This is a genomic window from Flavobacterium sp. ASW18X (assembly GCF_005144745.1).
Taxonomy (GTDB): domain Bacteria; phylum Bacteroidota; class Bacteroidia; order Flavobacteriales; family Flavobacteriaceae; genus Croceivirga.
Genome location: NZ_SWKK01000012.1, coordinates 243,480 through 257,753, shown reverse-complemented (window position 1 = coordinate 257,753; position 14,274 = coordinate 243,480). Strand labels below are relative to the sequence as shown.

At 37.5% G+C, this 14,274-nt stretch carries 13 protein-coding genes; 7 read left to right on the top strand and 6 right to left on the bottom strand.

Features of this window, described 5'->3' with window-relative positions:
* Positions 1–19 precede the first annotated feature (19 nt).
* Positions 20–637, top strand: coding sequence for a Crp/Fnr family transcriptional regulator (locus FBT53_RS10145; protein WP_136951071.1), 618 nt, complete (start codon positions 20–22; stop codon positions 635–637).
* Positions 638–651: 14 nt separating this feature from the next.
* Here the strand turns inward: FBT53_RS10145 and FBT53_RS10140 are convergent, their stop codons facing one another.
* On the bottom strand, positions 652–1,983 hold the full coding sequence (locus FBT53_RS10140) for an alkaline phosphatase family protein (protein WP_136951070.1): 1,332 nt from the start codon (positions 1,981–1,983) through the stop codon (positions 652–654).
* Positions 1,984–1,994: 11 nt separating this feature from the next.
* Complete coding sequence (locus FBT53_RS10135; RefSeq protein WP_136951069.1) at positions 1,995–5,144, bottom strand: carboxypeptidase-like regulatory domain-containing protein; 3,150 nt, start codon at positions 5,142–5,144, stop codon at positions 1,995–1,997.
* A gap of 228 nt (positions 5,145–5,372) precedes the next feature.
* Between FBT53_RS10135 and FBT53_RS10130 the strand changes: the two genes are divergently transcribed.
* The 5 genes from FBT53_RS10130 (at position 5,373) to FBT53_RS10110 (ending at position 9,796) form a co-directional block, all read left to right on the top strand.
* A complete protein-coding gene (locus FBT53_RS10130) occupies positions 5,373–6,086 on the top strand; it encodes a DUF2490 domain-containing protein (protein ID WP_136951068.1) in 714 nt (237 codons plus the stop codon).
* Between the two features lie 53 nt (positions 6,087–6,139).
* Positions 6,140–7,354, top strand: a complete 1,215-nt coding sequence (locus FBT53_RS10125) for a bifunctional alpha/beta hydrolase/OsmC family protein (RefSeq protein WP_136951067.1) — start codon at positions 6,140–6,142, stop codon at positions 7,352–7,354.
* A gap of 123 nt (positions 7,355–7,477) precedes the next feature.
* The gene (locus FBT53_RS10120) at positions 7,478–8,302 is read left to right on the top strand and encodes a hypothetical protein (RefSeq protein ID WP_136951066.1); all 825 of its coding nucleotides are present in this window, start codon (positions 7,478–7,480) and stop codon (positions 8,300–8,302) included.
* 166 nt (positions 8,303–8,468) lie between these two features.
* Positions 8,469–8,999, top strand: coding sequence for an RNA polymerase sigma factor (locus FBT53_RS10115; RefSeq protein ID WP_136951085.1), 531 nt, complete (start codon positions 8,469–8,471; stop codon positions 8,997–8,999).
* Entirely contained in the window at positions 8,999–9,796 is a 798-nt protein-coding gene (locus FBT53_RS10110; RefSeq protein WP_136951065.1) for an anti-sigma factor domain-containing protein, read from the top strand. Before FBT53_RS10115 ends, FBT53_RS10110 begins: the two co-directional genes overlap by 1 nt.
* Before the next feature lie 3 nt (positions 9,797–9,799).
* Here FBT53_RS10110 and FBT53_RS10105 read toward each other — a convergent pair whose 3' ends face one another.
* Entirely contained in the window at positions 9,800–10,510 is a 711-nt protein-coding gene (locus FBT53_RS10105; RefSeq protein ID WP_136951064.1) for a TIGR04283 family arsenosugar biosynthesis glycosyltransferase, read from the bottom strand.
* A 116-nt stretch (positions 10,511–10,626) separates the two neighbouring features.
* Between FBT53_RS10105 and FBT53_RS10100 the strand changes: the two genes are divergently transcribed.
* Positions 10,627–11,409: a DUF547 domain-containing protein gene (locus tag FBT53_RS10100; RefSeq protein WP_136951063.1), complete on the top strand. Its 783-nt coding sequence runs from the start codon at positions 10,627–10,629 to the stop codon at positions 11,407–11,409.
* Positions 11,410–11,475: 66 nt separating this feature from the next.
* On the opposite strand, the gene FBT53_RS10095 is transcribed toward FBT53_RS10100, so the two are convergent.
* The 3 genes from FBT53_RS10095 to FBT53_RS10085 all read right to left on the bottom strand — a co-directional run bounded on the left by FBT53_RS10095 (position 11,476) and on the right by FBT53_RS10085 (position 14,248).
* The gene (locus tag FBT53_RS10095; RefSeq protein WP_136951062.1) at positions 11,476–12,750 is read right to left on the bottom strand and encodes a hypothetical protein; all 1,275 of its coding nucleotides are present in this window, start codon (positions 12,748–12,750) and stop codon (positions 11,476–11,478) included.
* Between the two features lie 80 nt (positions 12,751–12,830).
* Complete coding sequence (locus tag FBT53_RS10090; RefSeq protein ID WP_136951061.1) at positions 12,831–13,544, bottom strand: DUF4331 family protein; 714 nt, start codon at positions 13,542–13,544, stop codon at positions 12,831–12,833.
* Between the two features lie 20 nt (positions 13,545–13,564).
* Entirely contained in the window at positions 13,565–14,248 is a 684-nt protein-coding gene (locus FBT53_RS10085) for a DUF4331 family protein (protein ID WP_136951060.1), read from the bottom strand.
* Positions 14,249–14,274: the final 26 nt, after the last annotated feature.

The window sequence follows — 14,274 nt, the reverse complement described above, 5'->3', positions numbered from 1 at the left end:
TTTCGGCAAAAATTGAAGCATGATTAACCTACGCGCTGCCAAAAGTGCTAACTTTTTGCAGTTTAATTTATCAGACCATTTAAGGGAACAAAATATAGCTACTCAAGGTAAAATTACTGAGCTAATTGTACCCAAGGGTAACCATATTTATACCGCTTGCAAAAAACTGAATTTTGCCTATGAAATAGTAGAAGGCGCCGTAAAGCTCGGCAGTTACACAGAGTCTGGACAAGAGTATATTTATGATGTTATAGGGCACAACTGTTTTTTTGGCAATTTTGAATACTTAAATAACGACCAATTCTACGAGTTTTCTAAAGCTATGGTAGATTCTAGAATACGGGTTTATGATTTAGCTTTTTTTAAAGAGCTCATTGCCAAAGACAAAAAGGTGAATGAATGGTTTATAGGCTACCTCATCATCCGATGGTGTAATGCAGAAAAGAAGATCAAAATGGCCAATGAAAAAGGAGCCTTAGACAAGGTGCTATATTTAAAAGAATATTTTCAAGAAAAAGTATTGGATTGTTCTGGTCAAGAGTATCAATTATTTGATTTATTGACTAAAAAAGATTTGGGTGACCTTATTGGGGCCACCCGTCAAACAATTGCTAACACCTTAAGAAAAGTATATTAATATACCTACCACGTTTATTTTAATATACCAGGATAAGCAATGCCATCTTTAGCTTCAAAATCTAATTGCAGCATTTCCGCAATTAAAGGCGCTATATCTTCTAGGTTCATTTTTTCTATAGTTTTCTCATTTGTGGTAAGGGCTCCCCAAGCAACAAAACCAGTTTCTATGGCTTTAAAATCTGGAAAAAAGCCGTGTGTGCCGCCCTTACGCGGTTTTAATACATTCCCTTCTGTACTACCAGACATGGCTACACCCTCTACAGGGGCTAGTGCCAAGGCAGCTTCTTTACTAGCGCCTACCGTATTTAATTCTTCCTTTTCTATCACTCTAAACAACTTTTTATATTTAGCTGGTAAACTATCTAGCTTATTCTTTACCTGCTCTAAGGTCTTTTTATCCTTAGCATCTTTTAAAATTAGAAAAGCTGAGGCTCCACTGGTATGGAAAACGGCTTTCCAATTGCCGCGTTCTTTGCTATCCGCTAGTAGTCCCATCTCCTTAAGCCAAATGTTTGGGCTCAAGGCACTATGAATATCTACAAAACCATGGTCACCAGTAATTATAAAAGTGGTCTTATCTAAAATCTTAGCGCGCTCAGCTGCTTCCATTATTTTACCAATGGCCCTATCTACGGCCGCAATAGATTTATACACCATTGGACCTTCCTTTCCTTCTGCATGCTGAAAGTGGTCTGTAGCAATCAAATGAACCGTCATAAAATTGGGTTTATAGGTCTCTAGCGTATAGGCAGCCATATCCCCAGTTTTGTCTTCTCTATTTAGATAATCGCCATTAAAATTGGCTGAGGTTAACTTACCTGTTGCCTTCTCTTCTAATTCTGCAAGAAAACCTTTGGGGTTTTCATTGGCACGATTCGCCCCCAAAAAAGGGCCCTTACGGTCTACCGTCCAAACTTCTGGCACGTTATAATCTATAGCACCACCTACACTAACAGGCCAGAAAAAAGAGGCGGTTGTGCCTCCTTTTTCTTGTACTGCTTTCCAAAGCGTTTTGGTCTGTATTAAATTGCTCTCCCAATACCATCTTCCGGTTTGCCCTTCCGGTTCAAACTGAGCATTGTAATACACGCCATGATGCAATGGTGTTGCTCCCGTTATTAAGGTAGTATGAGATGGATAGGTTACAGAGGGAAAGACTCCTCTTACCCCTAAAGCCTGCACACCTTCTTTTGCCATTTGCTTTAAATTGGGAGATGGCCATTTGGCTTCCAAATAAAAATCTGGTCTAAATCCGTCAACGGAAACTAATACTACATGTTGGTCTGTTTGCGCAAATATAGCGGCTGCACAACAGCTAATCACTAAGGTTAAAATCCTTTTCATCTTCCTAAACATTAAAATGAATAACGTGCTCCCAATTGTAATCGCCAAGGCGTACCACCAATTGGCTCTACCCCTGCTCCTGTTTGCACACCGTAATCGTAAGCATTGGTGGCTGGATTAAAACCATTAATACGCATAAACTCCCTAGTTCTACCAAAATTGTGATTTACTCCCCATTCCTTATTAAGTAGATTGGCAACGTTAAATATATCTGCAGACAACTCTAATTTTTGAGTATTTAAAAAGGAAAACGATTTGGTCAAACGTATATCTACAGTTGCCGCAAAAGGGTTTACCCCTCCATTACGCTCTGCAAAACGCCCAAAATTCTCTCGCAAATATTCCTTGAAATTTTCTGGTGTATCTGGGTCTGCCAACACTTGGTTATATGCATCTCTTATCGCTTCTGGTGTATTGGGGTCATTAGGATCAAAGATGTAAGCAATATCATTCCTAAGGTTAAAATCGCCATTAGCACTGGTATTATCATCCACCATTAACGAATATCTAGATCCGCCAGAACCTATGGCTGTAACTCCTAATTTAAAGCCTTTCCAAGTAGGAGTTGCTCCGTTTAGTACCATTTTTGTTCCAAAATGGTTATCAGAAAAACCATAATTTAAATCTCTTGGGTCACCTTCTACAGGTAAAAAAGTAGAGGTATTGGCTACGCAACAGTTGTAAGAAGAATTGTCTTTAGTTTGGTTAAACGTGATGCTGCCATTGATGTAACCATCTTTGCCTATCTCTGCTCCTGCTTCTACTACCAAGGCCATTTGGTCTAATATTCCGTCAGATGTCATGTATAGTGCTCTACCTACTCTATCCGAAATTCTAGAATTGGTCCAATCAATCTGTCCGCCCTCTGTAATTGTATTGGCAGGCACAAAAACCTCTCTACCTTGTGGTGTTACAAAATAGGGATTGGTTACTAAGTTGGCTTCTTGGTAAGTGTAATTGTTTTTAGTGTGACTCAATAAGGCATTCAACCCAAAATACAGCCCGTTATCAAAAAAGTGGGTATAGCTAAAGTTTCCTTTAAAGGTGGTTGGCACTTCAAAATCTGGACTTACCGCATTGATGGTAGAAAACGGTGTTTCCCCTGCTGGTATACCAGGAACAGTAGATGGGTCTTGTCTGTACCCAACAAAATCTGGGGTTGGCACAGCCGCACCAGTAACATCTATGGCTCCAAGCAAAGTACCACTATTTTGTATGTTATTTACTTGTGCATAATAATGGGGTTGAGATGTAAATACCCCTCCCCCTAATTTAAATATATCTGTATTCTCTCCTTTTAAATTCCAAGTAAGTTGAATTCTAGGTTGAATGTTATCAAAGTCTTCTATGGTTTCATCCGTTCTAATGCCTAAATCTTCAAAAACCACAGGATTAAATTCTGCCGCATCATTAAATATAGTAGCATCCCAACGCAAACCTGCTTTTAGGTTTATGTCCTTGGTAAGATTAAAATCGGCCTCAGCAAAAAGCGATAAATCCAACACAGTTTGCTCTACCAACGGTAAACCCTGTAATGGTACCTCTCTGGCATACCTACTTGCGTTCATATTGTCAAAATCATCCAAACTATCAAAGAAAAAACGACCATTTTGCTCGTTAGAAAGTAAGGTTTCCAAGTAAGTTATGGTGTTATCTGTACCAAAAGTATAGTTTACTTTACCTGTATTTAAATACGTAACATTTGCAATATGCAGCTGATTTTCCATATTGGTTTCTGGCGTAAAACGTTGCCCTCCCAATTGAATGTCTCTAGACCTTGTACTGCCATTAGGTAGTACCGAAGTAACCTCTACAATGGCCCTAGGAATATTGCTAGACGGCAATTGACTGCTTGGAACAAAAGCGCGTTCTGCATGCTGATATTGTACTTTGAATTCATTAGTTACAGCAGGAGAGAAATTAGAACGTAAAGACACCAAAAAGCTATTCTCTTTAGACTCAAAATCTGACCAAGATTCCGCTATTTCAAAATCCGAATTATCACTAGTATTAAATGGGCTTTCCCACTTATTATACAGATTACGTACTGTTAATCTATGCTTATCATTTATTTGCCAATCCAAGCGAATGAATAAGTTATTGGCTTCTGTTTCTCTATCAAATTGCCCTACTTGCTGTGCATCACTCACACCGTATTTAGTCCTAGCAATGTTTAAAAAGCGGTCTAAATTGTCTTGAGAAATCCCTAAACGATTTGCATCTGCATCACTCTGTATATCTGCAATACTTATTGGCTCTCCTGCATCTTGACGCTCATATGTAGCAAAAAAATGTAATTTGTCTTTTACAATAGGTCCGCCCAAACTAATTCCGTATTGAGAGGTGTAAAAATCTGCTTCTCTGTCTTCGCCTCTAATGTTATATTTACTTTGTAAAGCATCTGCTCTGTGGTAAAAGAAAGCACTACCACTAAAAGTGTTGGTACCAGATTTGGTTACGACGTTTAGGGCTCCTCCACTTTGTCTACCCTGTGTAACACTGTAGTCATTGGTAGATACTTCAAACTCCCTAACTGCTTCTTGAGACAAGGTGTAGGGTCCACGACCAACCTCACCGGCCGTTAAGGTGTTTCTAGCATTTGCCCCATCTATAGTAATGTTAGTAGAAGTTCTACGCTGCCCTCCTAAATTTAGAGACCCACCGCCTTGCAACGGGCTTAAACTAGTAAGCCTTGTAAAGTTTCTACCTTCCGTTGGGAGATTGGCAATCTGTACTTTACCAATTTTGGTGGCTGCTCCTATTTGTTGAATACGTTGAGAGATACCCTCTCCAGTCAATACTACCTCTTCTAACGCATTTACACTTTCTTGTAAATTAATCTTTAGTACAACAACATCACTTTGGTTTAATTCTATCCCCTCTTTTACCGCCGTTTTAAATCCAGTATAAGAAGCCTCAAAGCGATAAGGGCCACCTAAAGGCAGCTGTTGTAATACAAAATTACCGTCCATATCTGTAATGGTTCCGGTTCTAAATCCTGTTGCGGCATTCTGTACTAGAATATTGACACCCATCATAGGTGCATTGCCGTCATCTAAAATAGTTCCTCTAATAGAGGCATTGGTAGACTGTGCGGTAACCCAATTGGCACCCAAAAGCAGACTACATACTACTAAAATAAGTTTGGTAAAAGTTTTCATTTTGGTTCTGTTTTTAAAGTGGCGAAACTAAAATTGAAGCCTAATCCTGCTACGTTAATTTTTAACATTAGCGCCAAGCTTTACCTTTATTTTAAATTGAATTAACTTTGGGACTTGCTTGATTTTTGCCATCCATCAAATTGAAAAGAGTGCTTAAGTATTGTTAAATAGCCTTTGCATTTTAACAAGAGATTATATCTTGTGGGCAACAACTATTCAAACTTTATAATGAAGAAACTACTGCTACTTTCCCTATTTGTATTCCTATTTATTAGTAAAGGCAACGCCCAGATTGCTACGCCCTTTTCTGGGGAGGAAGAGTTTGGCGCATGGTACATGTATTTTGGTACTAATAAGCTATCTGAAAAGTGGAGTTTACATACCGAAGCGCAATTTCGATTGTATGAAACTACCGATAATTTTAATCAACTTTTATTGAGAACAGGCGCCAATTACCATATCAATAAGGATGCTATAGCAACTTTAGGGTATGGATATATTGAGACCGATGCCAGTTTTATAGATTTACCTGGAGAGACCAATAGTAAGGAACACCGAATTTTTGAACAGTTCATTTTAAAAAATAAAGTGTGGGAATTTCTATTTGAACACCGGTATCGTCTAGAACAACGTTTTTTAGAGTTTGCCAATAACACTACGGACACGCAACACCGAGCACGTTATCGCCTGCAAGTTACCCTCCCCTTGACCAATACCTTTTTCTTAAATTTTTATGATGAATTATTTATAAACCTACAAGACGATTTATTTGGACAAAACCGCCTTTACGGTGCTTTAGGTGTACATGTAACGGAAAACAGCAGCGTGCAAATTGGCTACCTTAGAAACCAATTTACCAATGCAGTTTATGATAGACTACAGATAGGAATCTTCTATAATCCCGACCTATCTAGTCTCTTTAAAAAGAAACCTAAAAGTTAATCTATAGGGCTTATTCCACCATTTTACTTTGGCCCTGTAAAAGACCATAAACTATGCAGACAAACAGAGTAAAATTTACCAACCAGCAAGGTCAACAATTAAAAGGCCTATTGGAACTACCTATAAACCAGCATCCGCACAATTTTGTCCTCTTTGCGCATTGCTTTACCTGCACTAAAAATTTATTAGCAGTTAAAAATATTGCCAGAGGCCTTACCGCGAATGGTTTTGGTGTTCTCCGTTTTGATTTTACTGGATTAGGAGAAAGTGAAGGGGAATTTGCGGATACCAATTTTTCTGGTAATGTAGAAGATGTAATTGCTGCGGCAAATTTTTTAGATGCTACCTACAAAGCACCTAGTCTTTTGGTTGGGCATTCTTTAGGAGGCGCAGCCGTTTTACAAGCTGCAGCAAAGTTGGATTTTGTAACAGCAGTAGCCACCATTGGTGCGCCTAGCCATCCAGAACATGTTAAACATCTTTTTAAATCTAACTTGGAAGAAATTAAACGGAATGGTAAAGCTGTAGTAAATTTAAGTGGAAGAGATTTTACGATTACGCGGCAGTTTGTAAAAGATTTAGAGCAGAATGCAGCCAAAGAAAATATACAGGACCTGCGTAAAGCATTACTGGTGCTACATTCACCACAAGACACTATTGTTGGAATTCAGAATGCAGAAGAAATTTATACCGCAGCGCATCATCCTAAAAGCTTTATATCCTTAGATGGTGCAGACCATTTATTATCAGATAAAGAAGACGCAACCTATGTAGGGAATGTTATTGCCAATTGGGCCACACGCTACGTGACTATAAAAGCAGAGACACCTTTAAAAAGCAAGCAAGAGGTAATAGCAAGTCTAGATAGTGATGCAAGTTTTACCACACAAATGAAGGTTGGTGACCACCTTATGGTGGCAGATGAGCCAGTTTCTTTTGGCGGCCAAAATTTTGGCCCATCTCCTTATGAGTTGGTTTCTGCTGGTTTATCTGCCTGTACAGCAATGACTGTGCAAATGTATGCCAAGCGTAAAAATTGGCCTTTAGAAAACATAGAAGTCCACACCACTTACAACAAACAACATGCTGTAGACTGTGAACATTGCGAAGAACCAACGGCCAAGATTGATACGTTTCATCGTTTTATAAAGTTTACAGGAAATTTAGACCAAAAACAAATTGCTCGCATGTTAGAAATTGCAGACAAATGCCCAGTACACAAAACCTTGCATAGCCAAACACAAGTGATTACGGAGTTCTTAGATTAGTCAATAATCATAACAGCTCGTTATTATAAGAATAGCGTTAAAATTGCTACACTATTAAATTGGTTAGCGCTGCATATTTTTTTACTTTTAAGCTAATCTAAGAAAACACCAAAGACAAAGACGATGAAAAAATTAATCGCAATACCATTAGGAGCAATATTAGCTTTAAGTTTTAGCTGTAAAGACTTTAAGAAAGGAGTTGAAGACGGCTATAATGATGCAAAAAAAGAGGCTGAGGAAGTTAAAATCGAAGCTCCAGAAGAAAATATAACATTATCCAAATTAGAAGATTCTCCTGCTTATAGCGATGCTGTACTGCGCTTGGAGAATCCTTCTGATGGTAAGATTGCAGAGGCAGGCCCGGTAGATTTTAACTTTACTGTATCTAATTACGAACTTGGAGCACAAACAGACAGTCCAAACGCAAACTTACTTGCAAACTCTGGTAAAGGACAGCATATTCATTTTATACTAAATAATGAGCCGTACTCTGCGCATTATGAATCTACTTTTACTAAAGAAATGCCAGCAGGCGTACACCACTTAGTTGCTTTCTTAAGCAGGTCTTATCACGAATCTGTTAAAAATGAAAACTCCGTAGTTGTACAGAAGTTAGAAATTGGAGAGAATCCAGAGGATTCTAAAGGTATACAAATAGATGCTCCTACCCTAATTTACAGCAGACCCAAAGGGGAGTATTCTGGTAAGGATACAGAAAATTTATTATTAGACTTTTTTGTTCTCAATACCACATTATCAGCAGATGGTAATAAAGTTAAAGCAACAATTAATGGACAGGAATTTATGATAACCGAATGGGCACCCCATGTAATCAAGGGTCTAAACAAAGGAGAAGTAACTATTAAACTAGAACTAATAGATCAAGAAGGCAACGGAATTCCTGGACCTTTCAACACCGTTGAACGTACGGTTACCTTGAAAGAGTAAAATCATTTTTTAAATACTAAAAACAAAAAGTCATCTTAGGATGGCTTTTCTTTTTTTAAGCTTACTGATAGTCAAGTTATAGCGAACGTGCATGTTTCCCTTTTACAATTAAAATATGTTTTATGCTTAAAAATATGTTGCAATACCTATCTTTAGCGCAATGGCAATAGACTTAGATAACCTTATTCTAAAATTTAAACAGCAAGATGCAACTGCGTTTGAAACTCTGCATCAAATGTACGCAGAGAATATCTGTGGCGTTATCAATACTATTGTACGCAATCCAGAAAGAGCACAAGAGCTTTGCCAAGATGTTTTTATAAAAATTTGGCATAATGCTGATAGTTATGATAAAAGTAAAGGCCGTTTCTTTACTTGGATATTAAATATAGCCAGGAATACTGCTATAGATGAAGTACGTTCCAAATCGCACAAAAATGACAAAAAAAACCTACAGTTAGATTATTTCGTAGGTATAGTTGAGGGTGCAGAAGATATGGACGAAAGAACAAATACTATCGGGCTAAAAAAATTAGTAAAAGACTTAAAAGAAAAGTGTTTACAAGTAATTGAATTGTTATACTTTAAGGGGTATACCCAAAAAGAAGTAGCAGAAGAACTTAACATACCTGTTGGGACGGTAAAAACAAGAAATAGAAGTTGTATCTCTAAACTGAGAGAAAACTTAAATTTATAATGGATACGCAAGAATACATAGCGTCTGGTATTTTGGAACTATATGTTGCTGGGCTACTCACTGCAGAAGAAAATTTGCAGATAGACCGGTACGCGCAAGAGTATCCAGAGATTAAAGCAGAAATATTGGCTATAGAAGCTAGTATTTTAGCCTTAAGTAAAGCTGCGTCTCCTGGTTTAGCTGAGGATTCACTTTCTACTATACGAAATAAAACTCAGAACGTAATCCCGATAACCCCTGTAGCAGAGAAACGTACAAACCAAAATTTCTTTAGCTATGCGGGTTGGGCTGCCTCTGTGGCATTGGCTATAGGCTTATTTTACTTGTACCAACAAAATAATATATTAAAAGAAACCTTAGAGGTGACTACTACGGAAAAAGAGGAATTAAAAACCGCGGTAGAAGTAGAAAAAGAAACAACTACTAAGGTTAACAGCATATTAGAGCAATTAAGAGACCAAAACGTGGCCGTTGTTGCCTTAGGCGGACAAGCTGTTGCCCCAGAGTCTTTTGCTAAGGTGTATTGGAATACAAAAGAGCAAAAAGTAGTTATAGATGCCCAAGGCCTACCTGAACCCCCAGAAGGCTTTACCTACCAAGTATGGTCTTTAAAACTAAATCCATTAACGCCAACAAGTTTAGGGCTGTTAGATGATTTTGCATCTAACGACACCAAATTATTTGAGTTAGATAACACTAATGAAAGTCAAGCATTTGGTATAACATTAGAACCTGCTGGCGGTAGTGAGAGCCCTACTTTAGAACAACTTTATACTTTAGGCGCTGTGCGTAGCTAAAAGCTATTTTCTAGCAGCATAAGGCGTACTAATTAATTTAGAATGTAACCGTTTCAACTTTACCGCAGGGTATCCTATTTTAAATAGAACAACGAGAAGAAGATTAGATAAATTGACCTTTAGGTACGAATTCGTTTCGTACTTTCTGGCAGACACCATAAGGTTATTAGGAATAATAGTGTAGCGTATTTTTTGCTGCTTCATTCTTCTAAAGAATTCAAAGTCCTCCATAATTACCTGGTTCTCATCAAACCCATGTAACTTTTTAAAAACAGAAGCTCTTATAAACAGGCATTGGTCTCCACCACCGGTAAAAATGCCATCTTTTTTGGTGAACTTACTATTGATGTTTAATAGAAAACTGTTTTTATTAAATTGATAGGAGAAAAAACCTGCTTCCGAGGTACCTTCTAGCGTCTCTTTGATATCCGTAAAAAAACTACTGGGTGGCCATACATCTGCGTGTAAAAAAGCCAAATACTTGCCTTTTGCGTGCAAAGCTCCTAGATTTAATTGTGCTGCTCTACCAGTAACCGAAGATTGATACCAATGCACGCCATACCTACTACATACTTGGATAGATTTATCTTGGGTATCTTTAGACAAAACCACTATGATTTCCGTACTTTCATACTGTTTTAAGCCCTTGATGTGAGGAAGTAAGTTAGCTAAATTAGCTGCTTCATTATGAGCAGGAATTATAACACTAATCATTTAGAAATTTTTAATACCTACGGAAATACTTTTAAGTAGGTTTTAAGAAAGCATCTGCTTTTTTAAGCGACAAACTCAAAATAGCATGTTTACGTAAATAGATAAAACATATTTTGATGAAGATAAGATTATTAGCGGTTTTAAGCCTTTTATTTTTTAGTTGTTGTAAGGTAAAAAAAGCACCATTACAAGAAAAAAACTTTGTTTCTACAGAATTCAATGTATTATCAGAACAGTTGCTAGAACATATTAAAAACGAAACGCCCACTACTGAAATCACAGATAAACTGGCAGCAGCTTCTTTTGAAGACTTGCAAAGGAGCTTGGTTACAGATGCTCAGAAGTATGCTTTTTGGGTAAATATTTACAACGCCTACATACAACTAATTTTAAAAGAACATCCAGAATATTATGATGACCGGGGTGCGTTCTTTTCTAAAGAACAAATTACTATAGCAGGCCATACGGTAGCTTTTGAAACTATTGAACATGGTATTTTAAGAAAATCGCAATGGGGAATAGGTTTAGGATATGTACGCAAATGGTTTCCAGGTAAATTTGAGCGCAAATTGCGTGTAAATAAACGCGATTACCGTATACATTTTGCACTAAACTGCGGGGCCAAAGATTGCCCTCCAGTGGCTATTTACACCCCTCAAAAAGTAGAAGAACAATTTAAAAAAGGAACCGCACGTTTTTTAGAAAAATCAACCACCTATAGTGATGGTACAGCGAAAGTAACTTCTTTGTTTTCTTGGTTTAGAGGTGATTTTGGTGGTAAATCTGGTACAAAGGAAATTTTAAAGCAACACCAACTAATTCTGGCAGATGCAGATGTTGATGTGGAATATTCCAATTATGATTGGACTTTAGACCTAGATAATTTTATATCATTATAAAAAAAGAAAAGCGCTCAAGTACCACACTTGAGCGCTTCTAACCAAACAATCAACCTAAAAAAACTACTATAAACTCTGAATTTCCTTAGCTATCACAGGACCTAGTTCATAAGAAGCTTCTTTCAATTCTTTTTTAATCGGTTCTACCTGAGTAGATTTTCCATTTGCTTTATATACTTTAGCTGTAGTAAGTAAAATACTAGGTTCATGTGTTTTACCTACTATTTTCTCTTGTGTTATCTGCAGTGCTTTTTCTTCTTTACCCAACTTTAGATAGGTTTTTGCCAAAAGATTATAAGTCTCTGGAGTAGGTCTATTTGTCACTTCTTCTTGGGCCAATGCCAATGCCTTTTTATACTCTTGCAAGTGGTCTAGCATAAAATCTATATTGTAAGCATTGTACATGGCTCCATAATTGGGATTTTTAACCATGTTATAATAATAATCTAGATTTACCGCTTTTTTATCCATGTTCCCCATATACTCATGGATTTCTGCTTTTAAAAGAAAATAGTCTGGAGACTTGTAATTGGTAGTAATAGCGTCTAGAATACGTAACGCTTCTGCTCCATTTTTTTCATGACTAAAGACAATCCAAGCAATACCTTTTTTGGCGTATGCGTTGTTTGGGTCTAAACGCAATGCTTTAAGATAATTTTGATAAGAATCTTCTATACGCCCAGCATGCCCATAATAATCTGCTATATTGGTATAAGACCATAAAAGTAAGTTAGCATTCTTACTAGATTCTGCCTTGGCTAAAGCTTTTTCCATAAGGGTAATGGTAGTATCCAAATTACCCTTATAATCATTCCACTTTGCAGCTCTAATTAAGTATCCAAAACTGCTCATATTGGTAAGAGAATCTAAATAGGTTTGTGCTAAATCGTACTCCCCCAATTCCATATAAACATCAAACAATAAGGCTTGGGTTTCTTCTTTACCACCACCAACACGGTCTGCTAAATGCGCCATTTGTAATGCTTCTTTAAAACGATGTTGAGAAATGTAGTTACGCGCCAAGGCTCTTGCATAAGATGCCTTATCTATGTTAGTAACAGCTAAGGCCTTTTCTAAAGCTAGTTCTGCTTTTTTTAAGTATACAACATCTGCGGTTTTAGAAAAATAATTATTGTACTCCCCAGCAACAATGCCTAAACTCATTAATTGCAAACTGTCTTGGGTTATTTTATTATTCCAAGTATTAAAATATTTGGTATGGGTTTTAGGAGCTTTTTGTACCAAATATGTATTGTAATCTTCTTGTTGGGTTGCAAATGTGGTAGTCTCTTGGCAAGAGAATAGAACCAGCAACAAGCTAAAGGAAAGTAGTATTTTCATTTTTTTAGTGTTTTAGGATGAATTGTAAAGTTTTATAAGAGGAAGCCGTTCTGCAGCTTCCTCTTCTCTTTTTCAAAGTACTATTCTGGATTGCCCAGATAAGGAAATTCTGTTGTAACATTTGCAGTAATACCCACGCCATCACTCACCAATAAAGGCAAACCATCTTGACCGTTGAATCTAGCGCCATTACCACCACCAAATAAAAGGATTAAAGAAACATCAATAACATCATCTGTTAAGGTTCTACCTGTTAAACCAATTGCGCCTTCGTACGCAGGTGCACCAGCTCCTGGGTTAAAATACGTTGTTGGCAAATTGGGTGCTACTTCTAAAACGTCGTCCGCCAGAACACTTGTCAATACGGTAGCACTAACGGGATTTTCTGTATATCCATCATTCTCTGGTCCATTTAAAATATCACCTAAAATATTAGGCTCGTAATCCACATCTTCTGCTGTTAAACCCAAGGCAACTGCATATGCATCATGATATGCTTCTAGCTGCGCTTCAAAGCTCGGTTGAAACGTTGCTTGCATTTCTGAAGGGATTGCAGCGTTATGCATGTCTTTTAGTTCGCCGCTGCCACTTAAAACCGTATTAATGCCAGGACGCCCCATATAATCTACTTGTGCGTATGTGCCAGAAAAATCTACCTCCATCATTCCATCATCTTCCATACCCACCATATCATCATCCATCATTGGAGTATCATTATCGTCAGCATCACAGGCTACATTCAACGCTAATAATGCACTACATGCTGCGATACAGCTTATTCTATATAATTTCATCTTGTTTTTTTTTAAGTTGATTATTGTTTTCTATTTGTAGTTACCCAGGTTTTGTACACCTCTAAACCTAAAACATTAGTCGCTGTAGGCGTTCCTAACATTGTATTAGGAATCTCTACCACTAGTGCCATGGTATTAGCGCCATCAAAGGTATCTGTACCGGGATTATTAAATCCACTATTGTTTTCTGGGCTAGGCATAACCACTTGGTTGTACTGTGTAAAGTCAAAAAAGAAAGCATCTTGTCTGGGCCCAGCGAATAATTTTACGCCATCTGCAGTAGTTTCTGTAATTGCAGTTTCTGCAGAAATTTCTACCATACCCAATGGCATATCTACTGCTACTTCACTAGAAATACCTGTGATTGTTGGTGCTACGGGACCAAAAAAGTACATAATACCGTCTCTTGGTATGGCTTGTATCACTTGGTCTTCTACCAAATCGCCATCCAAATCAATATTAATTTCTGTAAGCACGTCCTCATCAAAAGAACCGTATGCTAAACCATCTACTACGTTAGATTGTAAGTCTACAATAAATACGGTATTATCAGAACCTTCTGTAGGTTCAAAAGCATAGAAATCTGCAATATCTGCCGTGGTCCCCATACTGTTAGGGGCATCTATATGGTCTGCTGCAACCACAATAGCCATTGCTACTGCAAGCGAACCAAAGAATACTCCCTTTTTAATTGATTTTTTCATCATCAAATGTTTTAAAGATTATTTCC

Bases quoted from the DNA above. Each gene is read 5' to 3' on its own strand.
- FBT53_RS10145 (WP_136951071.1), top strand. From the start codon at position 20: ATGATTAACCTACGCGCTGCCAAAAGTGCTAACTTTTTGCAGTTTAAT.
- FBT53_RS10140 (WP_136951070.1), bottom strand. From the start codon at position 1,983: ATGAAAAGGATTTTAACCTTAGTGATTAGCTGTTGTGCAGCCGCTATA.
- FBT53_RS10135 (WP_136951069.1), bottom strand. From the start codon at position 5,144: ATGAAAACTTTTACCAAACTTATTTTAGTAGTATGTAGTCTGCTTTTG.
- FBT53_RS10130 (WP_136951068.1), top strand. From the start codon at position 5,373: ATGAAGAAACTACTGCTACTTTCCCTATTTGTATTCCTATTTATTAGT.
- FBT53_RS10125 (WP_136951067.1), top strand. From the start codon at position 6,140: ATGCAGACAAACAGAGTAAAATTTACCAACCAGCAAGGTCAACAATTA.
- FBT53_RS10120 (WP_136951066.1), top strand. From the start codon at position 7,478: ATGAAAAAATTAATCGCAATACCATTAGGAGCAATATTAGCTTTAAGT.
- FBT53_RS10110 (WP_136951065.1), top strand. From the start codon at position 8,999: ATGGATACGCAAGAATACATAGCGTCTGGTATTTTGGAACTATATGTT.
- FBT53_RS10105 (WP_136951064.1), bottom strand. From the start codon at position 10,510: ATGATTAGTGTTATAATTCCTGCTCATAATGAAGCAGCTAATTTAGCT.
- FBT53_RS10100 (WP_136951063.1), top strand. From the start codon at position 10,627: ATGAAGATAAGATTATTAGCGGTTTTAAGCCTTTTATTTTTTAGTTGT.
- FBT53_RS10095 (WP_136951062.1), bottom strand. From the start codon at position 12,750: ATGAAAATACTACTTTCCTTTAGCTTGTTGCTGGTTCTATTCTCTTGC.
- FBT53_RS10090 (WP_136951061.1), bottom strand. From the start codon at position 13,544: ATGAAATTATATAGAATAAGCTGTATCGCAGCATGTAGTGCATTATTA.
- FBT53_RS10085 (WP_136951060.1), bottom strand. From the start codon at position 14,248: ATGAAAAAATCAATTAAAAAGGGAGTATTCTTTGGTTCGCTTGCAGTA.